Origin of the sequence: Streptomyces sp. NPDC049837, assembly GCF_040674455.1 — a bacterium.
Taxonomy (GTDB): Bacteria; Actinomycetota; Actinomycetes; order Streptomycetales; family Streptomycetaceae; genus Streptomyces.
Genome location: NZ_JBFAMP010000001.1, coordinates 139,018 through 159,910, shown reverse-complemented (window position 1 = coordinate 159,910; position 20,893 = coordinate 139,018). Strand labels below are relative to the sequence as shown.

At 72.7% G+C, this 20,893-nt stretch carries 21 protein-coding genes and 2 pseudogenes; 14 read left to right on the top strand and 9 right to left on the bottom strand.

Annotated features, from left to right (window positions below; genetic code table 11):
- The first annotated feature begins 62 nt into the window (after positions 1–62).
- Both AB0J57_RS00820 and AB0J57_RS00815 read left to right on the top strand, forming a co-directional pair.
- Complete coding sequence (locus AB0J57_RS00820; RefSeq protein WP_366125744.1) at positions 63–1,346, top strand: MFS transporter; 1,284 nt, start codon at positions 63–65, stop codon at positions 1,344–1,346.
- Positions 1,347–1,526: 180 nt separating this feature from the next.
- Entirely contained in the window at positions 1,527–3,806 is a 2,280-nt protein-coding gene (locus AB0J57_RS00815; RefSeq protein WP_366125743.1) for a catalase, read from the top strand.
- 16 nt (positions 3,807–3,822) lie between these two features.
- Here AB0J57_RS00815 and AB0J57_RS00810 read toward each other — a convergent pair.
- The 3 genes and pseudogenes from AB0J57_RS00810 to AB0J57_RS00800 all read right to left on the bottom strand — a co-directional run.
- A pseudogene (locus AB0J57_RS00810) lies at positions 3,823–4,361 on the bottom strand (cupin domain-containing protein).
- A gap of 29 nt (positions 4,362–4,390) precedes the next feature.
- A complete protein-coding gene (locus tag AB0J57_RS00805) occupies positions 4,391–5,629 on the bottom strand; it encodes a cytochrome P450 (protein WP_366126430.1) in 1,239 nt (412 codons plus the stop codon).
- Positions 5,622–6,767: pseudogene (locus AB0J57_RS00800) on the bottom strand (type III polyketide synthase); the annotation flags it as partial. The gene AB0J57_RS00805 and the pseudogene AB0J57_RS00800, both read right to left, overlap by 8 nt.
- A 177-nt stretch (positions 6,768–6,944) precedes the next feature.
- On the opposite strand from AB0J57_RS00800, the gene AB0J57_RS00795 reads away from it, so the two are divergent.
- The 9 genes from AB0J57_RS00795 (at position 6,945) to AB0J57_RS00755 (ending at position 13,591) form a co-directional block, all read left to right on the top strand.
- The gene (locus tag AB0J57_RS00795) at positions 6,945–7,229 is read left to right on the top strand and encodes an acyl-CoA carboxylase subunit epsilon (protein ID WP_366125742.1); all 285 of its coding nucleotides are present in this window, start codon (positions 6,945–6,947) and stop codon (positions 7,227–7,229) included.
- 94 nt (positions 7,230–7,323) lie between these two features.
- Entirely contained in the window at positions 7,324–7,467 is a 144-nt protein-coding gene (locus tag AB0J57_RS00790; RefSeq protein ID WP_366125741.1) for a lasso RiPP family leader peptide-containing protein, read from the top strand.
- 5 nt (positions 7,468–7,472) lie between these two features.
- A complete protein-coding gene (locus AB0J57_RS00785; protein ID WP_366125740.1) occupies positions 7,473–9,320 on the top strand; it encodes an asparagine synthase-related protein in 1,848 nt (615 codons plus the stop codon).
- The gene (locus AB0J57_RS00780) at positions 9,298–9,567 is read left to right on the top strand and encodes a lasso peptide biosynthesis PqqD family chaperone (protein WP_366125739.1); all 270 of its coding nucleotides are present in this window, start codon (positions 9,298–9,300) and stop codon (positions 9,565–9,567) included. The genes AB0J57_RS00785 and AB0J57_RS00780 overlap by 23 nt, the downstream gene beginning before the upstream one ends.
- Positions 9,564–9,986, top strand: a complete 423-nt coding sequence (locus AB0J57_RS00775) for a lasso peptide biosynthesis B2 protein (protein ID WP_366125738.1) — start codon at positions 9,564–9,566, stop codon at positions 9,984–9,986. Before AB0J57_RS00780 ends, AB0J57_RS00775 begins: the two co-directional genes overlap by 4 nt.
- 179 nt (positions 9,987–10,165) lie before the next feature.
- Positions 10,166–10,909 (top strand): class I SAM-dependent methyltransferase, encoded by a 744-nt coding sequence (locus tag AB0J57_RS00770; protein WP_366125737.1) that lies wholly within the window; start codon positions 10,166–10,168, stop codon positions 10,907–10,909.
- A gap of 33 nt (positions 10,910–10,942) precedes the next feature.
- Positions 10,943–11,467 (top strand): metallophosphoesterase, encoded by a 525-nt coding sequence (locus AB0J57_RS00765; RefSeq protein WP_366126429.1) that lies wholly within the window; start codon positions 10,943–10,945, stop codon positions 11,465–11,467.
- A gap of 18 nt (positions 11,468–11,485) precedes the next feature.
- The gene (locus AB0J57_RS00760; protein ID WP_366125736.1) at positions 11,486–12,652 is read left to right on the top strand and encodes a hypothetical protein; all 1,167 of its coding nucleotides are present in this window, start codon (positions 11,486–11,488) and stop codon (positions 12,650–12,652) included.
- Positions 12,653–12,778: 126 nt separating this feature from the next.
- Positions 12,779–13,591, top strand: coding sequence for an SAM-dependent methyltransferase (locus AB0J57_RS00755; RefSeq protein WP_366125735.1), 813 nt, complete (start codon positions 12,779–12,781; stop codon positions 13,589–13,591).
- Between the two features lie 86 nt (positions 13,592–13,677).
- Here the strand turns inward: AB0J57_RS00755 and AB0J57_RS00750 are convergent, their stop codons facing one another.
- Positions 13,678–14,580, bottom strand: coding sequence for a helix-turn-helix transcriptional regulator (locus tag AB0J57_RS00750; RefSeq protein ID WP_366125734.1), 903 nt, complete (start codon positions 14,578–14,580; stop codon positions 13,678–13,680).
- Between the two features lie 83 nt (positions 14,581–14,663).
- Positions 14,664–14,879 carry a DUF397 domain-containing protein gene (locus AB0J57_RS00745; protein WP_366125733.1) on the bottom strand — a complete coding sequence of 72 codons (216 nt, stop codon included), beginning with the start codon at positions 14,877–14,879 and terminating at the stop codon, positions 14,664–14,666.
- A 183-nt stretch (positions 14,880–15,062) separates the two neighbouring features.
- Between AB0J57_RS00745 and AB0J57_RS00740 the strand changes: the two genes are divergently transcribed.
- Positions 15,063–15,545, top strand: a complete 483-nt coding sequence (locus tag AB0J57_RS00740; RefSeq protein ID WP_366125732.1) for an ATP-binding protein — start codon at positions 15,063–15,065, stop codon at positions 15,543–15,545.
- 56 nt (positions 15,546–15,601) lie between these two features.
- On the opposite strand, the gene AB0J57_RS00735 is transcribed toward AB0J57_RS00740, so the two are convergent.
- Together AB0J57_RS00735 and AB0J57_RS00730 are read right to left on the bottom strand one after the other, a co-directional pair.
- Complete coding sequence (locus AB0J57_RS00735; RefSeq protein WP_366125731.1) at positions 15,602–15,991, bottom strand: rodlin; 390 nt, start codon at positions 15,989–15,991, stop codon at positions 15,602–15,604.
- 100 nt (positions 15,992–16,091) lie between these two features.
- Positions 16,092–17,144 carry a maleylpyruvate isomerase N-terminal domain-containing protein gene (locus AB0J57_RS00730; RefSeq protein WP_366125730.1) on the bottom strand — a complete coding sequence of 351 codons (1,053 nt, stop codon included), beginning with the start codon at positions 17,142–17,144 and terminating at the stop codon, positions 16,092–16,094.
- Positions 17,145–17,256: 112 nt separating this feature from the next.
- Here AB0J57_RS00730 and AB0J57_RS00725 point away from each other — a divergent pair, with 112 nt between their 5' ends.
- Together AB0J57_RS00725 and AB0J57_RS00720 are read left to right on the top strand one after the other, a co-directional pair.
- On the top strand, positions 17,257–17,814 hold the full coding sequence (locus AB0J57_RS00725; RefSeq protein ID WP_366125729.1) for a hypothetical protein: 558 nt from the start codon (positions 17,257–17,259) through the stop codon (positions 17,812–17,814).
- 134 nt (positions 17,815–17,948) lie between these two features.
- On the top strand, positions 17,949–18,908 hold the full coding sequence (locus AB0J57_RS00720) for a DUF3048 domain-containing protein (protein ID WP_366126428.1): 960 nt from the start codon (positions 17,949–17,951) through the stop codon (positions 18,906–18,908).
- Positions 18,909–18,977: 69 nt separating this feature from the next.
- On the opposite strand, the gene AB0J57_RS00715 is transcribed toward AB0J57_RS00720, so the two are convergent.
- Both AB0J57_RS00715 and AB0J57_RS00710 read right to left on the bottom strand, forming a co-directional pair.
- Positions 18,978–19,838, bottom strand: coding sequence for an aldo/keto reductase (locus AB0J57_RS00715; RefSeq protein ID WP_366126427.1), 861 nt, complete (start codon positions 19,836–19,838; stop codon positions 18,978–18,980).
- An 86-nt stretch (positions 19,839–19,924) separates the two neighbouring features.
- Positions 19,925–20,821 (bottom strand): LysR family transcriptional regulator, encoded by an 897-nt coding sequence (locus tag AB0J57_RS00710; RefSeq protein WP_366125728.1) that lies wholly within the window; start codon positions 20,819–20,821, stop codon positions 19,925–19,927.
- Positions 20,822–20,893: the final 72 nt, after the last annotated feature.

Here is a 20,893-nt window from a genome sequence, read left to right as displayed (position 1 = left end):
GGTTCCACGGGCCCGGACACGCGGAGGTGTGCGACCCGGGCGGCGCGGGGATGGGCGTGACCATGACAGTGACTTCCGTCCCGGCGGCCCCCCGCCCCGCCCGGCAGCTCCTCGCCGCGTCCGTGGGCAACGCCGTGGAGTGGTACGACTGGTACGCCTACACCTTTCTCGCCACCCACATCGCCGGCCAGGTCTTCCCCAGGAGCTCCGGCAACTCCCTCGTCCCGCTGCTGTCCACCTTCGCCGTCTTCGCGGTCGGGTTCTTCATGCGACCCCTCGGCGGACTGATCATGGGCGCCGTCGCCGACCGGCACGGCCGGCGCGCCGCGCTGACCCTCACCATCCTGCTGATGGGCGGCAGCAGCCTCCTGGTCGGCCTGACCCCGACGTACGCCGCCGCCGGCGTCCTCGCCCCGGTGGTGCTGGTCGCCGCCCGCCTCCTGCAAGGCCTCTCGGTCGGCGGCGAGTTCGCCGCCTCCACCACCTTCCTCGTCGAGTCGGCCGGGCCCGGCAGGCGCGGCCTGTTCTCCAGCTTCCAGTACGTCTCCACCACCATCGGCCAGCTCGCCGCCTCCGGCATCGCGGCCGCTCTCGTCGGCGGCCTCGGCGAGCGCCAGATGGAGGCCTGGGGCTGGCGCGTTCCGTTCGTCGTGGGAGCCGCCCTCAGCCTCGTCGGCTTCTGGATCCGGCGCGGGGCCGAGGAGACCCTCCGGCCCACCGGCGAACCCGCCGGGCGCCCCCGCCCCGGGCTCTTCGACGCGCTCCGCCGCCACCCCCGTGAATCGCTGCTGATCTGCGGCATCACGACCGGCGGCACCATCGCGTACTACACCTGGACCTCCTACCTGCCCACGTACGCCGAGCTCAACGCCGGTATCGACAAGGCCGACGCGCTGCTCGCCGGCACCCTCTCGCTCGGCTTCTTCGCCCTGCTCCAGCCCCTGGGCGGGCTGCTGTCGGACCGCTACGGCCGCAAACCGCCGCTGCTCTTCTTCGGCATCGGCTTCGCCCTGCTGACCGTGCCCCTGCTGCGCGCGATCGGCGACTCCTTCGCCTCCCTGCTCCTCGTCCAGTGCGCGGGCATGGTCCTGCTCACCGGGTTCACCTCGATCTCGGCCGCGGTCAACGCGGAGGTCTTCCCCGCGCGCGTGCGGGCCGCCGGCATCGGCTTCCCCTACTCGCTGACCGTGGCCCTCTTCGGCGGGACGGCGCCCTATGTGGGCACCCTGTTCACGGAGTTGGGCCACCCGGGCCTGTTCCCCTGGTACGTGTCCGTCCTGTGCCTGGTGTCCGCCGCCGTGTACCTGCGGCTGCCCGAGAGCGCCCACAAGGAACTGGAGCGGTGACCAAAGTCCGTGCTTCCCACAACGACACGGGGGTACCTGGGCAGCCGTGGCCGCTCGCGGAGCGGCGGGCGGCGCCCGGCCGGCTGTGTGCCGATGGACGGATGTCCCCGGCGCTTCCGTTTTGTCCCACTCCGCGACGGTCATGGCTGTGGAGTCCCTGTCCCGAGCACGGAGGAAACGATGCCGAACCCCCACCACCTGAAAGCGGCCGCCGAGAAGCTGACCGAGGCCGTCCGCGGCGACGGCGGCGGCCCCGCCGCCGACATCCCCGGCGCGCCCGCCCCCGAGCCCGCCCAGCTCGACGAACCGACCGAGGTGCGCGGTCCCCTCCCGCCCAAGCCGGACCAGGGCGGACCGGAGACGTACAGCCCCACGGGCCTGCCCACCGGCGCTGAACAGCCGCGGATGGCGCAGGGCGACCCGTACCTGACCACCGCCCAGGGTGCCCGGCTCTACGAGAGCGACAAGTCCCTCAAGGCGGGCAGCAGGGGCCCCGTCCTGCTCCAGGACCACCACCTGCGCGAGAAGATCACGCACTTCGACCACGAGCGCATCCCCGAGCGGGTCGTCCACGCCCGGGGCGCCGCCGCCCACGGCGTCTTCCAGGGTTACGGGACGGCCGCCGGGGTCACCAAGGCGGCGTTCCTCGGCAAGGACGTCCAGACGCCGGTGTTCACCCGCTTCTCCACCGTGCTCGGCTCGCGCGGCTCGTCGGACACCGTGCGCGACACCCGCGGCTTCGCGACGAAGTTCTACACCAGCGAGGGCGTCTTCGACCTGGTCGCCAACAACATCCCGGTGTTCTTCATCCAGGACGCCATCAAGTTCCCCGACATCATCCACGCCGGAAAGCCCCACCCCGACCGGGAGATCCCGCAGGCCCAGAGCGCCCACGACACCTTCTGGGACTTCGTCACGCTGCACACCGAGGCCACCCACCACACGCTGTGGAACATGTCCGACCGGGGCATCCCGCGCTCCTTCCGGATGATGGAGGGCTTCGCCGTCCACACCTTCCGCCTCGTCAACGCGGAGGGCCGCACCACCCTGGTCAAGTTCCACTGGAAGCCGAAGCTCGGCGTGCACTCCCTCGTCTGGGAGGAAGCACAGATGATCAACGGCATGGACCCCGACTTCCACCGCCGGGACCTCGCCGACGCCATCGAGGCCGGGGCGTACCCCCAGTGGGAGCTGGGCATCCAGACCTTCCCCGACACCCCCGAGCAGACCTTCGAGGGCATCGACCTGCTGGACCCGACCAACATCGTCCCCGAGGAGCTCGCCCCCGTACAGCCGATCGGGCTGCTGACCCTCAACGCCAACCCGTCCAACTTCTTCGCCGAGACCGAACAGGTCGCCTTCCACCCCGGCCACCTCGTCCCCGGCATCGACATCACCGACGACCCGCTCCTGGCCGGCCGGCTCTTCTCCTACCTCGACACCCAGATCAGCCGGCTCGGCGGCCCGAACTTCGCCCAGATCCCCATCAACCGCCCCCACGCCCCGGTCAACGACATGACCCGCGACGGCATGCACCAGACGGCCGTGCACACCGGCGTCGCCCCCTACCGCCCCAACTCGCTGGACGGCGGCTGCCCCTTCACAGCGGGCGCCGACACGGGCGCGTACATCGAGGTACCCCGCGAGATCCCGGCGGCGAAGAAGGTCCGCGAGGCCCCCGCGTCCTTCTCCGACCACTTCAGCCAGCCCCGCCGCTTCTGGCTCAGCATGACCCCGACCGAGCGCGAGCACATCGCCGCCGCCTACACCTTCGAACTGGGCAAGTGCTACGAGCAGGCCATCAAGGAACGCGGGCTGAAGGTGCTCGCCAACATCGACCCCGAGCTGTGCGAGAAGGTCGCCACCGGCCTCGGCCTGCCCGCCCCCAAGCCCACCGAACCCCTGGCCATGGTGGAGCCCAGCCCCGCCCTGTCCCAGATCGGTGAGACCTGGCCCACGGACGGCCGGATCATCGGCATCGTCGCCGATGACAACGGCGAGCTGGACGGCGTACGCGCGGTACGCCAGGCCGTGCTCGACGCGGGCATGGTGCCGCTCGTGATCGCCCCGGCAGGCGGCGAACTGGGCACGGACGGTGACCCCGTCGCCGTGCAGCGGACCTTCGCCACCGCGCGGTCAGTCGAGTTCGACGCCCTGCTCGTGGCGGGCCTGCCCGGCCACGGCGCCGACGCCTACGGCGCCCGGGACGCCCGGGCGGCCGACGCCGAGCAGCCCACCGCGACGACCGACCCCCGGGTGCTGCTGATGGTCTCCGAGGCGTTCCGGCACGCCAAGGCCATCGGCGGCTGGGCCGGTGCCGAGAGCGTCCTGGAGGCGGCCGGCGTACCGGCCGGGGCCACGGGCGTGGTGACGGGGGACAGCGGCGAGAGCGTCCTCGCACGGGTCACCGAACTCCTCGGCCGCCACCGCGTCTGGGACCGCTTCCCCGCCGCCGCCTGAGCGACCACGCCCCGGGTCACGGCTCCCGGTGCGCGTCGTGCCGCAGCGGTGTGATCTGCTCGATGTCGTAGCGGGCGCGCAGCGCGGCGATCGCCGCGTGGTCCGGGGGCACGTCCCGGTCGAGGATCTCGATGAGCTCCTCGAAGTACCGCTCGTGGTCCGGCGGCGGCGACGCCTGGAAGAACATCCTGGCGTGCTGGTCCGTACGGTTGGCGAACGCGTGCGGACAGCCCGGCGGGACCACGATCACCGTGCCCGGTGTGGCCCGGACCGTGCGCCGCCCCGACGGCGACTCCCAGTGCCGCCAGTCGTCGCCGGTCCGCCCCCGGGGCTCGAACGCCAGGACGTCCAGTTCCCCTTCCAGGATGTAGAACAGCTCCTCGCTGCGGGCGTGCACATGGGCGCCCACGTCGAACCCGGGAGGCACCACCACCTCGAAGCTCGACGCCGCCCGGGAGTGCTCGCCCGTCACCTTGAAGGTGACCTCCTGCGCGGCGACCGCAGCCTGCGCCCGTGCCCCGTCGGCACCAGCAGCCCGTGGGGGGCGTCGGCCAGCGCGGCGGCCGGCGCCCCCTGACGCGCCGTCACCAGGTCACCGGAAGGGACTGGGGCCCGCGGATGAGCGCGCCGCGGCGGAAGGGGACCGCGTGGACCGGCACGGCGAGACGCAGCCCGGGGAACCGGTCCAGGAAGGCGTCCACCAGCAGCTCCGACTCCATCCGGGCGAGCATGGCCCCCACGCAGAAGTGCGGCCCGTACCCGAACGCCACATGCGGATTGGGGCTGCGGTCGAAGTCCAGCGTCTCCGGGTCGGGGAAGACGTCCGGGTCCCGGTTCGCCGCCAGGTACGAGACGTAGACCGGCTCGCCGGCCCGGATGCGTACCCCCGCCACCGTCACGTCCTCCAGGGCGATGCGGGACAGGCCGACGGCGCTGCGGTGCGGGATGTAGCGCAGCATCTCGTCGATGGCGCGCGGGCGGGCGGCCGGCTCGGCACGCAGCCGCTCCATGTGCTCGGGGTGGGTGAGCAGGATGAACAGCATGTTGCCGCAGTTGTTGGTGACCGCCTCGCCGCCGATCTGGATCAGCAGCGCCAGCCCGACCGCCTCGGACGCGGTGATCTCACCGTTCGCCACGGCGGTCCCCAGCAGCCCGATGACGCTCTCCTCGTCGTCGTCCCGGTCGTCGCCAATGTCGCCGTCACGCGGCTGGCGCAGCAGATCGGCGAAGTACGCGCACATGTCATCCTTGGCGCGCTGGCTGCGCTCGGCACCGTGCGCGGAGGACAGGATCAGGTTCGTCCACTCGTGCATCCGCGGCCGGTCGATCGCGGGGACGCCCATCAGCTCGCAGACCACGGCCAGCGGGAACGGCCCCAGCAGCCGCTCGGTGAAGTCGGCCGGCGGACCGTCGGCCAGCACCTCCTCCACCAGCTCGTCCAGCATCCGCCGCGCCCGGTCCCGCAGCCGCTCCACCCCCCGCGTGGTGAACGCGGGCGCCACCGCCCTCCGCAGCCGGGTGTGGTCGGGCGGGTCCTCGAAACCCACCGCCCCGTCGACCGGGATGAAGTGCGGCGCCAGCCGGGTGACGTCGTTGTCGACGACCAGCTTCCGGCTGAAGCGGGGGTCGTTCGTCACGGCCCTGACCTCGTCGTAGCGCGTCACCAGCCAGGCCCAGCCCTCGCCGTTGGGCAGTTGGATCCGGGTGATCGGACCCTCCCGCATCAACTCGGCGAGCACGGGGTCGAAGTCCACCCCGAACAGGTCGAGGGCGGGCCAGTGACGTACTGGGGGCGGTGCGGCTGTGGTCGTCGTCTCATCCAACACGGGTCGGTTCCTCCACCAGGACACGGTCGGGTACGTCCTTGAGCATGCGTGTGGGAACGCGTTCGGGCACCTGGTCCGAGACCGTCCAGCGGCCGAGCGACATCTCGGCCGTGATGCCCGGCCCGAAGCCCGCGAGCAGGCCGCGCGCGGTGTGCTGCGCGCTGCCCTCGTCGAACAGCCGCCGCAGCGCGTCCAGGACCACGGCGCTGGCGATGTTCCCGTACTCGGTCAGCGTGGCCCGGCTGAAGCGGAACGCCTCCGACGGTACGCCGAGGAACTTGCTGAGGTCGTCCAGGATCCTCGGACCACCTGCGTGGATGATGTAGAAGTCCAGGTCGGAGGCGTCCCAGCCGTGCTGCCCCGCAAGCTCCTTGAGGGCCGGCGCCAAGGGCTCCATGGTGCCGGGCACCCTCTTGTCGAGCTTGAAGTGGAAGCCGGTGGCGCGCACGTCGTACGCGATCCAGTCCTCCGTCTCCGGAACCAGGTACGAGCCGTTGCGCTCCAGCGTCACGCCCGTACCGCCCCGGCCCCGCATCACCGCGGCCGCGAGCCCGTCACCGAACAGTCCGTTGGACAGCAGGTTGCCCACGCCCAGGTCGGTCGGCTGGTAGCACAGCGAGCAGAATTCGCACGCCACGATGAGGGCGTTCGCCTCCGGGTAGGCGGTGCAGAAGTCGTGCGCCCGGTTGATGGCCGCGCCGCCCGCCGCGCACCCGAGCTGGGCGATGGGCACCTGCCGGGTGTCGCCGCGGAAGCCCATCGTGTTGATCAGCCACGCCGTCAGCGACGGCATCATGAAGCCCGTGCACGACACATAAATGATCATGTCGATGTCCGCGGCGCGGAGCTCCGCGTCCTCCAGCGCCCGCTCGATGACGGCGGGCACCCGGGCCTTGGCCTCGGCCTCGTATATCCGGTTCCGTATCTCGAAGCCGTCGTGCCGGAGCGTCTCCTCGATCGGCCGCAGCAGGTGCCGCTTCTGCACTCCGGTGTTCTCCATCAGCCGCAGCGCCAGTTGGAGCTGCGGGTGGTCCGCGTGGATGGTCCGTGCCAGGTCGAGCGTCTGCTGCATGGTGATCACGTGCTCGGGAACGGACACCGCGGGTCTGCACAACGTGGCCATGACGTATGCCCTTTCGTCGCGTTTGCATTCAAAGGATCAGGGACCGGCGATCGTCGCGCGCGTCGAAGAGGAACCACCCGGTTACGGCAAATCGGTGACCCGCCGCCGTCAGCGCCCGGCCCGGAGTGCCCGCCGCCGGGTGCCCGCCGTCCCACCGCCGCGACCGCGACCGGTGCCGCGTTCGCCCGGATGGGGGAGCAGCGGATGCCCTGGACGGAGGGGGCGGCGCAGCATGGGCCAGTGCCCCTCCATCTCCGCATCGTCCACGGCCGCCCGACCGCCACCGAACTGGCGGCCGTCACCGCCGTACTGACCGCACTCGCGTGCCGGACCGCGACGGAACGGCCCGGCGCCGGTACGTCCCCCCGCCGGGCGGAGTGGGACCGCGGCTGGCGCGCCCACCCCTGCCCCGGATCGTGGCGCGCCCGCTTCGGGCGCCCGCCCCGACATCAGTCATATATTCCTATTTCGTAACTCACGCGAGTTAAATGCGGTGTGTCGGTTTGCGTGCCGGGCACCTCCTCCTTGCGCAGACGCTCAAGCAGACGCTGAAAGGAGGTGAGGAGCTGTGCGCGAGAGTTGTGACACCGAACAGGCCGAGGTCTACGAGCCGCCGGTGCTGGAGGAGGTCGGCGGTTTCACCGAGAAGACCGAAGGTTTCTACGGTCATGGTTGGGACGGCTGGAGCGGATTCCACCGGCAGTGGTGGTGACATCCATGTGCGGCGAGTGTTGGTTCGCGGCCCTGCCGGACTGCGACGCGGCGCTCGCCGCGTTCCGTGGGCTGCGGGGCGCGGCGTGCCATGTGGTGCCGCACGAGTCCGGCCGGCCCTGGCTGGTCGGGTGCTGGAGCGCCGACAGGGCGCGGATCATCGAGACCGGTCGGGTACGTGTGGCGTTGCTCGGGGTCTCCGGAGCGAGTGAGGCGGAACTGCGGCGACGGGCCGGCACGGTGAGCACCGCGACGCAGGCGGAACAGCTCGTGCGGGGCGTCGCGGGGTGTTTCCACCTGCTGGCGACAGTGCGAGGGGAGGTGTACGCGCGGGGCACGGCGTCGGGGGCGCGGCGGTTGTACCGTGCCGCGGTGGACGGGGTCGACGTCGTCGCCGACCGCTCCCGCACGCTGGCGTGGCTGACGGGTGCGGATGTGGATACGCACCAGATGGCCGCACGCATCGCGTTCCTGGGGCCGACTCCCTTCCCGCTGGACCGGGCGGCGATGTTCCGTGGGGTGCGCGCGGTGTCGCCGGAGAGCGCCGTTCGGCTCGACCGCAGGGGGCGCGCCGGCGAGCGTCGGTGGTGGCGGGCGCCGGAGCAGGAGTCGCCGTTGGCCGAGGCGGCGGTGGGGCTGCGGGAAGCGCTGCGGGACGCGGTGGCGGTGCGGGTGCGCCCGGGGCAGGTCTGGGCGGCGGATCTGTCCGGTGGCATGGACTCGACCTCGTTGTGCTTCCTGGCCGTGGAAGCCGGGGCGCGACTCGTCGTCGCCACCCTGGAGTTGAGTGACGCGGCCAATGAGGACTCCCGCTACGCCCGCGTGGCCGCGGCGCATCTGCCCAGCGGCACCACCCGCCTGACGTTTCCCATCGCGGGCCTGCCGCCCTACCTCACGGGTTTGGGCGAAGGCGGTGAACCGGACGACGAGCCGTCGTTGAAGTGGCGCGACCTGGCGCAGCAGCACCACATCCGTTCGGTGCTGCGCGCGCACGGGGGCGGGCGGCGGCTGTGCGGGCAGGGCGGGGACCACGTGGTCCTGCCGCCGGTCTGTCACCTGCACGACCTCGTGCGTCACCGGCCCGCCACGGCCATCCGCCAGTTGGGCGCCTTCGCCGCCATGCAGCGCTGGCCGCGCGCCGCCGCAGCGCGCTGCCTCGCCGACCGGCGAGGGCACTCCGCCTGGCTGGTTCGGCAGGCGACGGGCCTGGCCAACGCGCCGATGGAGCCCGGCGCCCCCGACCTGGGCTGGGCAGCACCGATGACGCCCACGCCCTGGGCCACCGAGCACACCCGGCAGGCAGCGGCGGAGCTCCTGCGCCAGGCGGCCGCGGACGTCCCCCCGCTGGCCGGTACCCGCGGCCCGCACCGGTGGATCCACCAGATCCAGCAGGCCGGACGGGTCGCCGTCACCTACGACCAGCACGGCATGGCGCTGGAGATGCCCTTCTGCGACGACGCGGTCGTCGAGGCGTGCCTGCGCGTCCGCCCGCACGAGGCGCTCGATCCCTGGCGCTACAAGCCGCTGCTGGTCCAAGCGATGCGTGGCATCGTGCCGGACCTTCTGCTGGCCCGGACGACAAAAGGTGACGCCGGCGCCGAGTGGCGTGCCGGGATGAAGGCGCAGCAGCCGCTTCTCGCCGCCTGGGCCGACTCCTCGCTTCTCGTCGCCGCCGGGCTGGCCGACCGCGACACCCTGCGCCGTGCCTGGCTGAGCCCCGGCACGCTGCCCGCGGCCTGCGGGCCGGCGGTGGAGACGGCAGTGGCCGCCGAATCCTGGCTGCGGGACCTCCGGACGCATCCCACACCGGACCACCTCAAGGAGCACCCCCGTGACCCTGACCCTGTGCCGTGACGTGACCGTCTGCGACACCGACGACGGCATGGTCCTGCTCGACGGCCGCCGCGGCCGCTACTGGCAGCTCAACGCCACCGGCGCCCTCATCCTGCGCGCGCTGCTCCGCGGCGACGACAGCGCCCGCATCGCCGGACAACTGGCCCGCGCCCGCCCCGTCACCGCCGAACAGGCCGCCCAGGACATCAGCGACCTGATCGCCCGGCTCGCCAGGGCACGGCTGGTGCGGGAACGGACAACGTCATGAGCCAGGTACTCGACAGCCGGCGCTCCCCGATTCCCTTCCGCCACCGCTGCCTGGCGCACGTGGCGGTCGGTGCCGCGCGTCTCCTGGCCCGCCTCACCCCGAAGCGCCTCGGCACTCTGCTCAGCCTCCTGCGGCACGGTGCCCGGCCGGCCACCTACCAAGAGGCACTGCGCGCCCGCGGCAACGTCACCACCGTCAGCACCTTGTGCGCCGGCAAGTACTGCCTCCAGCGTTCCCTCGCCACCGTCCTGTTGTGCCGGATGCGGGGCGTCTGGCCGACCTGGTGCACCGGCGTGCGGACGCCGCCCTTCAGCGCCCACGCCTGGGTCGAGGCCGAAGGGCGCCGGGTCGGCGAGCCGGCCGGTACCGCCTCCTACCGCACACTCCTCGCCGTCCCGCCACACGCGCCGGCCCCCTGACACCAGGAGGGTGTGTTGGGTGATAGGGGGGTGTGCCGCCAACTTCTTTGTGTCATCTGCCAGTACGGTGGCCCGGCGGGGCGGGGGAGACTTTCTGCCACGACCGCGACGCGGTGAGCCTCCGATTCCGGAGGGCCGGCGTGGCCACGTACAGAACGAAGCGCAAGAGGGGGCGGCACGTGAGCGTGCAGCAGTACGACGCGATCGGCGAGGCATTCGAAGGGTTCAAGTCCCTCCCGCTGATGCGTTACGGGGAGGTGCCGAGCTTCCTGGGCCTGGTCGGGGACGTGCGCGGCAAGTCGGTTCTCGACCTGGCGTGCGGCACCGGCTTCTACAGCAGGGAGTTCAAGCGGCGCGGCGCCACGGACGTCCTCGGTGTCGACATCTCCGTCGAGATGATCGCCGCCGCCCGGGGCAGCGAGCAGCGTGACCCGCTGGGTGTGAACTACGAAGTCGGTGACGTGGCCGAGCTGCGGCCTCTCGACCGGCGCTTCGACATCGCCGTGGGAGTGCAGTGCCTCAACTACGCCGATGACATCGCCGCGATGGAGCGGATGTGCCGCAACATCCACCGGAGCCTGGTGCCGGGTGGAGAGTTCTTCGTCCTCGCCCAGAATCCCGACTACCGGTTCGACTGTCCTTCCCTGGACAAGTACGGATTCCTCTGCGAGCCGACCGGTGAGGACACCGAGACGGGTCCGCGGGTCCGGGTCACGGCTCTCCTCGACCCGCAGCCGATCAGCATCGTCACCGCGGCCCCCCGCCGCGAGGTCTACGAGCAGTCCCTGCGGGCGACCGGGTTCAGTGAGGTGACCTGGGTTCCCCTCCAGGTGTCCGAAGCCGGCGTCCGTGAGTTCGGCGAGGACTTCTGGGCGGACCTCTTCGCCACCCCGCCGCTGGAGATGCTGCGCTGCCGTGCCTGACCGCACCATGGAGGGGTGAACGCGACCGACGACGTGCGACTGCTCCTGACGGCCGACACCCACGTGCCCAAACGCGCCAAGGAGCTGCCCGCACAGCTCCTCGCGGGCATTGAGGCCGCCGACGTCGTGCTGCACGCCGGCGACTGGGTGGACGCCGCCACCCTCGACCTGCTGGAGGCCCGCGCCAAGCGGCTGCTGGCCGTCCACGGCAACAACGACGGCCCCGAGCTGCGCGCCCGCCTGCCCGAAGTGGCCCTCGCCGAGCTCGGCGGGCTGCGGTTCGGCGTCGTCCACGAGACGGGCCCCGCGCAAGGCCGCGAACGCCGGTGCGAGGAGCGGTTCCCCGACCTGGACGTCCTGGTGTTCGGGCACAGCCACATCCCCTGGGACAGCACGGCGCCCGGCGGCCTGAGGCTGCTCAACCCCGGCTCGCCCACCGACCGCCGGCGCCAGCCGTACCGCACGTACATGACCGCCGTCGTGACCGGCGGCCGGCTGGCCGATGTCCGCCTCCACCGACTGCCTCCGCGCCACCCGGTGGGGCCCGCCCCCGGGTAGAGCGGATACGGTGCTGGTGTGGAGATCGACAGGGAGGAACCGGCCGGGACGGCGCTGCTGCTGGCGGCCGCCCCCGTCGGCAAGGGACGGCTGGTCGACGCGGTGGGGGTGCTTCCGGCGCTCGCCGCTGTACCCCCGGGCGCGCTGACCGGCACGGCGGCCGCGACACTGGTCGAGCTGGCGGACCCGCTCGACCCGCAGGCCGTGCTCACCCGGCTCCGGGCCGCCGTCGCCACGCCCGGCCCCCTCTCGCTCTACATCGCCGGGCAGCTCCACCTCGACCACCGCCAGCGCCTGCCGCACCTCGCGCTGGCACGCACGTCACCCGCCACCCTCCGCTACACCGCGCTGCCCTGGCACTGGATCGCCGGGGAGCTGAAACTCCGCCGCCCGGGCACCACCACGGTCGTCGTCGACCTGGTCGCCGACGACCCCACCTGGCAGCGGCTCACCACCGACCGGGGTCTCCTGGCGCTCTGCCACGGAGTACGCGTCTACGGCCGCCTCGTCCCGCCGCCCGGGCGCCGTACGATCGCCAGCCCCGACTACCTCAAGGCCTGCGCCGCCGTCTGGCGCAGCGGAGCACGCCCACCGCTCCCGGCCCTGCACGAACAGGTCCTCGCACAGACCGGCGTCGCCCAGGGCGCACTGCTGTACGCCGCCGACTTCCCGCCCACGCCCACGCCGGCGCCCGCCCCGGTGCCGTCACCCGCACCCGCCGTTCCCTCCGCCCGCCCGGCGCCCGACGCCGATCCGCTGCCGTCGATCCTCGCCGCCGCCACCTCCGGCCGCCACGGTGAGGCGGCGGCCGCCGCCGCGGCCTGGGAGCAGCACGCGCACCGGACGTACGGCTCCGGCTCGCCCGAGGCGATCCACTGGCTGGAGGTGCGCGCCGACCTGGCCCGCCTCGCCGGGGACCCGGCCGCGAGCTGCCGGCTGTGGATGGTGGCCGCCGAGGCCAGACTGGCGCGGCAGCAGACCCGGGACGACCCCGACGTCGAGGGCGCCGTCGACCGCGCCCACCACCAGTGGGAGCAACTGCGCGACCCGGAGGCCGCCCGCGCCCTGGGCCCGGCGCTGGTCGCCCTGCGCCGCCGCGTACCCGGCCGCCGGCGCGGGGCGCTCCAGGTACTGCAACGCCGGCTCGAACAGTGGCACGACACCACCGAAGGTGTCATGCACTGACACGATGGCCGAAACAGTCCGCTGCGCCGGGCGGGTACGGCCATTCGCGTCACCGCCGCCCCGGCTCTCCCTAGCATGTGCCTCTCGTACGACCGACCTGACGGCACCGAAGCGGATGAGGACTGGATGGCACGCGAGTTGTGGACCCCTGACGCCATCGACACGACCGTGCCCAGCGTGGCGCGCATGTACGACTACCTCCTGGGGGGCAGCGACAACTACGCGTCCGACCGCGAGGCGTGCGAACACCTGCTGAAGCAGGTGCCCAGCAGCAAGGCGCTGGCGGTGAACAACCGGCACTTCCTGCGGCGCGTCGTGCGCGTGCTGGCCACGGAGTACGGAATCCGCCAATTCATCGACCACGGCTCGGGCCTGCCCACCCAGGACAACGTCCACCAGGTCGCCCAGGCCGTCGACCCCGACTCCAGGGTCGTGTACGTCGACAACGACCCCATCGTGCTGGCGCACGGCCGCGCCCTGCTCGACGAGAACGACCGGACCGCGGTCATCCAGGCGGACATGCGGGACACCGAGGGCATCTTCGGCCATGAGGAGACCAGGAGGCTGATCGACTTCAGCCGTCCCGTCGCGGCCCTGTTCGTGTCGGTCCTGCACTGCATCCCGGACGAGGACGACCCGGCCGCGCTGGTCCGGCGGGTCGCCGAACGCCTCGTACCCGGAAGCTTCCTCGTGGTGTGCCAGCTCGTCAGCGACCGCCCGGAGATCCGGGCCTTCGTGACCGACTTCATGGCGGAGGCCACCGGGGGGCACTGGGGGCGGGTGCGCGAGGAGCACGAGGTGACCGAGTTCCTCACCGGGCTGGAGATCCTCGAACCGGGCCTGGTGGAAGTGTCGACCTGGCGGCCCGACAACGACCTCGCCCCCGTCCAGCAGACCGACGAATGGGTCGAATGGGGCGGCGTCGGCCGGATCGTGTGACCCCGGCCGCCGTACGCGGCCGGTACCGGACCGGCCGCCGCACGGCGGTCAGTGCGGGATCCGGCCGCCTCACCCGGCCAGGGCCGTCAGTAGCGCCGGAGTCGCTCGTGCAGCAGCGCGAGCGACTCCTTCGGCGTGAGGGCGCACGCCCCCAGCCGGTCGAGCATGTCGCGGTACTGCTCGACGGTCTGTGGCTTCTGGCTGAAGGTGCTGTCCGTCAGGTGCTCGATGTAGACGGCGTCCTTGAGGTCGCCGAGCGCGAAACGCAGGTACGTCACGCCGGTGCCCACACCCACCGACGCCGTGATGTCCAACGTCGCGACCTGCACGGTGACATGGGACCGTCCCACCATCTCGGCGAGGTGCTCCAACTGCTCCCGCATCACCCGTGGCCCGCCGACCGTGCGCATCAGCACCGACTCGTCGATCACCGCCCACAGGCGGGGCGCGTCCGGCAGGTCGAGCTGGCGCTGTCGCTGCTGGCGCAGCTCCACCCGGCGCCGGACGTCGTGGGGCAGGAGCCGGGCGGGCCCGGACTCGATCACCGCACGCGCGTAGGCCGGTGTCTGCAACAGGCCCGGCACGTAGAACGGTTCGTAGGTGCGGATGATCGCGGCCGCCCCCTCCAGGGCGACCAGCGGGGTGAAGAAGTCCGACAGGACGTCGCTGAAGGAGCGCCACCAGTCGGGCCGGCGGGACTGGGCGACCAGCCGCTGGAACTCCGCGATCAGTTCCTCGTCCTCCACTCCGTACAACCGCAACAGCGCCTGGGCATCGGCCGGTTTGCAGCCGTGCCGGCCCAGTTCGAGCCGGCTGGTCTTCGACCGGGAGAAGCCGAGGCGGGCGTCGACGTCGGCCGGATCGAGCCCGGCACTCACCCGGAGTTCGCGCAGCTTGCCGCCCAGGATCAGCTTCAGGGCGGTCGGGTTGTTCTCGACCGCCCCCAGGGGCCGGACGAACAACGACGGGCTCCGTTCCGTTGCGGTCATCGGGGCGCTCCTGCTCTGTGAGGACACGACAGTATCCAGCACGGGCGGGACGCTCCAGAGAGCGGGTCGCTCCGGTGGCCGATTCAGTCCAGTACGGAGTCGAAGTCGCCGTCCCGGGCGCCGGCGACGAAGGCCGCGATCTCCTCACGGGTGTAGATCAGCGCGGGCCCCTGCGGATCACGGGAGTTGCGGACGGCGACCCGGCCACCGGGAAGCGCGGCCAGCTCGACGCAGTTGCCCGTGGCGTTGCTGTGACTGCTCTTCGTCCACGTGACCGAGCTCAGGGCTCCGGCTCCCATACCGTTGATGTACTCCACACCCACCAGCCCCTCGTGTTTCGTTCAGGTGTTCCCGGCCATCCTTGACCGCAATCCCAGATGCAATTGCATTCGGGGGACGCGGACGACGATACTCGTTCCACATCGGCTGCCGAAGCGTCGAACACCGAAGCCAGCAGGGGGGCTTGCCCAGTGACGGCTCACATGTCGGCCTTACCGCGCACGGATGCCGGACGGGCCACCGCACCGTCCGGTCTGCCGGACGACGAGGGTCTCGGCGCCTTCGCCGCGTGCGGGCTCGGCGGGTGTCCGCGAAGTGCCGGGCAGGCGCGCCGGTTCGTCAGGGCCACGCTGGCCTCGTGGTCACTGCCGTCGCTGGTGCCGGACATGACGCTGGTCGTCAGTGAACTCGTGACCAACGCCGTCCGGCACGCGCTGGTCCCGTCTTCCCCGCCCCTGGAACACCCGGTCTGGCTGGGCCTGTTCAGGTACCCCGGCGCCGTGGTGTGCGCCGTCTCCGACCCCAGCTCCGTCCCCCCGCGGCCGCGTGACGCCGACGACGCCGAGGGAAGCGGCCGGGGCCTCGCCCTCGTCGGCGCCCTCAGCGAATCGTGGTCCTGGGAGCGGGCGCCCCTGCGGGGCAAGACCGTCTGGGCGACCCTCTCCCTGCCGGGCGACCAGGCCTGACCGCCCGACCGGGCCGGCCCGCGCGGCGACGCGCCGTGCGGACCGGCCGGCTCGCATCAGTCCCGGACGGATGCCGAGAGGTTCTCGGAGATGACGTCCTCGAGGATGTGCGACAGGGCGCTGTCGCCCTTGACCGCCGTGGAGTTCTCGGCGCACTGCTGGTTCTGCGTGTCGTTCAGGATGTCCTGGACGCCGATGTTGATCAGCAGGATGTTCTGGACGTCGCCCTGGACCGGCAGGCCGACGCACAGCTTGTTCAGCGACCCCTGAACGAGGCCGATCTGCGGGCTCATGTGGCCGCCGGTCTTGGTGTTGCCGTAGATCTGCTTGGAGAAGTTGCCGTTCTGCGTGTCGACGCCGCGGTCGCCGTTGGCCGCGGCCATGGGCGCGGACACACCGATGACGGCAGCGGCAACGCCGGCCGTGGCCAGCACCTTCTTGATCATGTTCGTCCTTCATCGTCGAGACACCCGGGTCCCCCGGGTCCCTTTGCGTAACAGACGGCCCCCCGTCGCGTAACGCCCGCACGGCCGGGGGACGGTGAGTTCACCCTTCTGCCGCAACGAGGGATGACACCGGGGTGCGAACGGTCACACATGGGTGCATGAACCATTCCGCAGCGGACGAGCGGGTCGTCGAACGGCTCGTACCGGCATGGCTGGAGGAGGCGGCCCGGCACGACGCGCGGGCCGCCGAGGAGGCGCGGGAGGGCTGGCGGCGGCGGAGCCTGTCCGCCGAGGCCGCCCGGGAGCTGGCCGACTGGGTGACGGCCCGGGTCACCGACACGGCCTTCAACGCGGACGAGGGGCCTCCGCCGGACGTGCCGGTGCGCATCAGCGTCGCCGACAAGACCGCCGTCCACCGCTGGCTCGCCGCCCAGGGGCACGACGTGTGACGGGAGGGGTCACCCGAAGAGGGGGAAGCGGGCCGCGTCCGGTCCGAGAGCGGCGCGTTCGGCGGCGGTGAGCGCGGCCCGGCCGGTGGCCGCGCGGGCGTAGTGCGCGTCGTCCCATGGCACCGGGACGGGCGGCCCAGCAGCCCGTCCAGCGTGCGGCGGACCTCGGCGAGCCCGCCGGAGGACGGGCCGGGCAGATCCGTCAGGGAGACGCCCAGGTCGAGGTGGTGGACCGTCGCCTCCACCGCGAGCGTACGCAGCAGGTCGCCCGCGCTCAGGACGTGCCCCTGCGTGACCACGGGCCGGTGCGGGTCGACCTGGCCGGCGGCGTGCAGCGTGGCCGCCGCCGTCTCCAGGTACAGCTCGCGCAGGTGCCCGAAGTACAGGAACATCCCGGCGACGGTACGCGCGAACCGGCGGCCCTGCGCCGCCCGCTCCCTGCCCGCCGCGTCCTGCCGGCGCCAGTCGGCCCAGTAGCTCACCGCGTCACGGTCGGGCGGGTCGTCCGTGGGGGTGTGCAGGGCGTTGAGGGCGCGTTGGGCGTCGGTCAGGCAGTGGAAGACCAGATCGCGCGCGGCCCAGCCGGTGCAGCCCGTCGGCGCCCATGACCGCTCGTCGTCGATCTCCCGGACGGCGGCCATGAAGGCGCCGTACGCCGCGTGCAGCACACCACCCGGACTCGTTCGGTCGTCGGCATGTGTCATCACGCCAGTGTGCGACGGAGGACGGGGCGGTGGCACCCGGCGTCGGCTTGGTGTGTACCTGACGTTAGAGTGCGGTGCTCGATCTATTGGCACGTGGAGGAGGGGGCGGCGCGTGAGTGCGCAACTACGGGAGGCCGCAAGCGAGTTGGCGGGCGTGCTGTGGCGGGAGCACACCGTCTACCGCGAGCGTTCCGGGGGTGTGGTCATCCGTGGCGAGCACGTCAAGCGCTGGATCAGCCTCGCGCCCGCCGGAGGCAGGGACGAGATACTCCTCCGGGCGGGGCGCATCCTCGACGGCGGGACGACCGCCCCGGCCCGCTCGGAAGCCGTCATGCCGCTGTCCGCCGGGACGGCGGAGCTGGCCGCCGCCTGCCGGCGCCTGCTCGCGGAGACGGCCGCCGAAGCCGCCGGGTCCGCCGGGTCCGGCGCTCCCGGCGGCCCGGGGCGGAAGGCGGCCGGGGCACGATCCCGGCGCCCTGAGAAGGCCGGGCGTCCGGGGAAGACCGGGCGCCCCGGGAGAGCCGGGCGTGCGGGGAAGACCCGGCGCCCCGGGAAGCCGCGCGGGTCCGGGAGCAGCGGGAGACACACCGGGCTCGGCTCCTGGATCGTCCTGCTGTGCGTCGCCGGCGTCGTCGCGTACCACCTCTGGAGCATCGGGGTCCTGCCCTGAAGTGACCTGGCCCGGGGCCTGTTCCGGCACTGCTTTTCGTGGTCCACTTGAGGCAGGCAGGAGCAGGACCGATGGGTGCGAAGCGCAATCCGCTACCGGTCGGCGCAGCCGTCGCCGTGGTGGTCTCCGCGGCCATGACCGCCGGCCTTTTCGGATGCTCCCGATCCGAGCCCGAACCCCGGCCCACGCCCCAGCCGCCGCCGAGCAGTTCCGCCCCGCCCGCGTCGCCCAGCCCCACCCGGCCCGGTGTGTCGCCGTTCACGGGACTGGCGGCCAAGCCCGCCCCGGTGCTCGCCGTCAAGATCGACAACGTCCGCCCGGCACGCCCGCACACCGGCATCGGCGCGGCTGACATCGTCTACGTCGAGCAGGTCGAGGCCGGGCAGAGCCGCATCCTCGCGGTCTACTCGTCGAAGCTGCCGCGAACCGTGGGTCCGGTGCGCAGCGCACGCGAATCGGACCTGGAGCTGCTGCGGCAGTTCGGCCGCCCCGCCCTCGCCTACTCCGGCGAACAGTCCGCGCTCCGGCCCCTGATCAACGCCGCCCCGCTGTTCGCCCTGACGCCGGGCCAGGCGCCCCGGGCGTACTTCCGCAGCGACGACCGCCCGGCCCCGTACAACCTCTACCTCCGCCCCGAACGCGCCCTGGCGGCCGCTCCGAAGGCCGACAAGGCCAAGGACATCGGCTTCCGGTTCGGCGCCGCGCCCGCGGGCGGCAGGCAGGTGAACGAGCACACCGTGCGCTACCCGGCGGCCCGGTACACCTTCACCTGGTCGGACACCACCAAGCGGTGGCTCGTCGCCATGGACGGCGCGCCCGCCCGCACCACGGACGGCGGGCAGGCGGCCGCCCGGACGGTGGTCGTGCAGAAGACCGACGTCCAGCCCTCCCGGTTCAAGGACCGGGGCGGCAACGTCACCCCGTACACCAAGACCGTGGGATCCGGCACCGCGCTCGTGCTGCGCGACGGCAGGAGCCACGACGCACGGTGGACCCGGACCACGGCTGACGGCGGCACCACCTTCACCACCCCCGCCGGGCAGCCCCTCCGCTTCGCCCCCGGCCAGGTGTGGGTCCTGCTCACCGCCCGGTGACGGCCGTGGCTTTCGGTCCCGGGCACCCGGCGGCCGTGGCTTCCGGTCCCGGGCATCCGGCCGGGCGTTTCACCCCGTGGTGTTCAGGCGGGCCAACTGCTCCGGCGACAGCCTCAGCCCGGCGGCCATGGCACAGTCCCGTACGTTCGCGGCGCGGCGGGCACCCGGAATGGGGATGACGCAGGGGGACAGGGCGAGCATCCACGCCAGGCACACCCGCTGCGGGCTCACCCCCAGCTCGCCCGCCACCTCGTGGAACGCGCGGTGGCGCGACCCCAGCGCGCCCGCCTCGCCCATGCCGCCGAGCGGACTCCACGGCAGGAACGCCAAGCCCAGCTCCTCGCACAGCTCCAGCTCCGGCAGGCTGCTGCGGAAGGACGGCGAGAACTGGTTCTGCACGGCGGCGAGCCGCTCGCCCAGGATGCCCTGGGCCAGCCGGATTTGTTCAGGATCGGCGTTGGAGATGCCCACCGCCCGTACCTTCCCGGCGTCGCACAGCTCCCCGAGGGCGCCGATCGACTCCGCGTACGGAACGGCCGGGTCCGGGCGGTGGTACTGGTACAGCCCGATCGCCTCCACCCCCAGCCGCCGCAGCGACGCCTCGGCCGCCCGCCGCAGGTGCTCCGGCGACCCGTCCAGAGCCCAGGAGCCGCCCGGGCGGGTATGGCCGCCCTTGGTGGCGACCAGGACGTCCGAGGTGTCGCCCCCGTACGCCGCGAGTGCGGTGGCGATCAGCGTCTCGTTGTGCCCGGGGTCGCCGGCGTCGAGGTGGTAGGCGTCGGCCGTGTCGATCAGGGTGACGCCGGCGTCCAGCGCCGTGTGCAGGGTCGTGATCGCCTGCCGCTCGTCCGGGCGGCCCTGGACGGAGAGCGGCATGGCGCCCAGGCCGATCGCGCTCACCTCCACGGGTCCGATGCGACGGGCCGGCATGGCGGGATGGGTTCGTGTCACAGTCACCGCTCCAGCCTCGGCGCCGGGCCACGGCGCCGTCCAACACCGGATGGCGATGGCAGCCATCAGCCGGGCGGATCGCCGCCCCCGTGCACCGACGCCAGCAGCGCCCGCGCGGCCGCCGAGGGGCGGGTGTGCTCAGGCCACGCCACCGACACCGCCCACTCGGCGTCCGGCACCACGGCCAGCCACCGCAGGCCACGGGCCTGCTCCTTGTCCGCCACCGAGCGCGGTACGAACGCCACGGCGGCCCCGCCGCCCACCACGTCCAGCACCTTGTGCACATCGTCGAGCTGCATGGCGATGTCCCGCCGGACCCCCGCGGCGGCGAAGGCGGCATCGGCGACCTGCCGCGAGCCCCAGTGCGGGTGCAGGTCCACGAACACCTCGCCCGCCAGCTCCTCCAGCGCCACCGGCCCCGGCTCCCGCCGCTGCGCCAGCCGGTGCCCGGGCGCGCACAGCAGCACCATGGGCTCCCGCGCCAGCGCGCGCAGCCGCAGCCCCGAAGTGTCGGCGGGCCCGGCGACGAAGGCGACGTCCAGGCGGCCCTGCCGCAGCCGCTCCAGGAGCAGCGCCGACCCGGCCTGCTCGACGCGCACCTCCACCGAAGGGTGCCGCGCACCGAAACCCATCAGCGTCCCGAACGGGTCCGCCGCACCCATGCACTGCTCGGTCCCCACCCGCAGCGTGCCGCCCACCACGCCCCGCACCGCCGCGACCGCCTCCCGTGCCGCCGCCGCGCTGTCCAGCGTGCGCCGGGCCTCCCGCAACAGCGCACGCCCCGCCTCGGTCAGCTCCACGCCACGCGCCGTACGGAGGAACAACTCGGCGCCCAGCTCCCGCTCCAGGGCGCGCACCGACGCCGACAGCCCCGACTGCGCCAGGTGCAGGCGCGCGGCCGCCCGGGTGACATTGCCCTCCTCGGCGACGGCCATGAAATGTTCCAGATGGCGAAGCTCCACGTCAGGCAGTCTAAGGACACGCCCGGAGACGGCCCGGACGGCGCCGGGAGGCTTCGAGCCGGGAAGCCAGGA

Coding starts and splice junctions, on each gene's coding strand:
- AB0J57_RS00820 (WP_366125744.1), top strand. CDS start 63: ATGACAGTGACTTCCGTCCCGGCGGCCCCCCGCCCCGCCCGGCAGCTC.
- AB0J57_RS00815 (WP_366125743.1), top strand. CDS start 1,527: ATGCCGAACCCCCACCACCTGAAAGCGGCCGCCGAGAAGCTGACCGAG.
- AB0J57_RS00795 (WP_366125742.1), top strand. CDS start 6,945: ATGGGGGAGCAGCGGATGCCCTGGACGGAGGGGGCGGCGCAGCATGGG.
- AB0J57_RS00785 (WP_366125740.1), top strand. CDS start 7,473: ATGTGCGGCGAGTGTTGGTTCGCGGCCCTGCCGGACTGCGACGCGGCG.
- AB0J57_RS00775 (WP_366125738.1), top strand. CDS start 9,564: ATGAGCCAGGTACTCGACAGCCGGCGCTCCCCGATTCCCTTCCGCCAC.
- AB0J57_RS00755 (WP_366125735.1), top strand. CDS start 12,779: ATGGCACGCGAGTTGTGGACCCCTGACGCCATCGACACGACCGTGCCC.
- AB0J57_RS00750 (WP_366125734.1), bottom strand. CDS start 14,580: ATGACCGCAACGGAACGGAGCCCGTCGTTGTTCGTCCGGCCCCTGGGG.
- AB0J57_RS00745 (WP_366125733.1), bottom strand. CDS start 14,879: ATGGGAGCCGGAGCCCTGAGCTCGGTCACGTGGACGAAGAGCAGTCAC.
- AB0J57_RS00740 (WP_366125732.1), top strand. CDS start 15,063: ATGTCGGCCTTACCGCGCACGGATGCCGGACGGGCCACCGCACCGTCC.
- AB0J57_RS00735 (WP_366125731.1), bottom strand. CDS start 15,991: ATGATCAAGAAGGTGCTGGCCACGGCCGGCGTTGCCGCTGCCGTCATC.
- AB0J57_RS00730 (WP_366125730.1), bottom strand. CDS start 17,144: ATGACACATGCCGACGACCGAACGAGTCCGGGTGGTGTGCTGCACGCG.
- AB0J57_RS00720 (WP_366126428.1), top strand. CDS start 17,949: ATGACCGCCGGCCTTTTCGGATGCTCCCGATCCGAGCCCGAACCCCGG.
- AB0J57_RS00715 (WP_366126427.1), bottom strand. CDS start 19,838: ATGCCGGCCCGTCGCATCGGACCCGTGGAGGTGAGCGCGATCGGCCTG.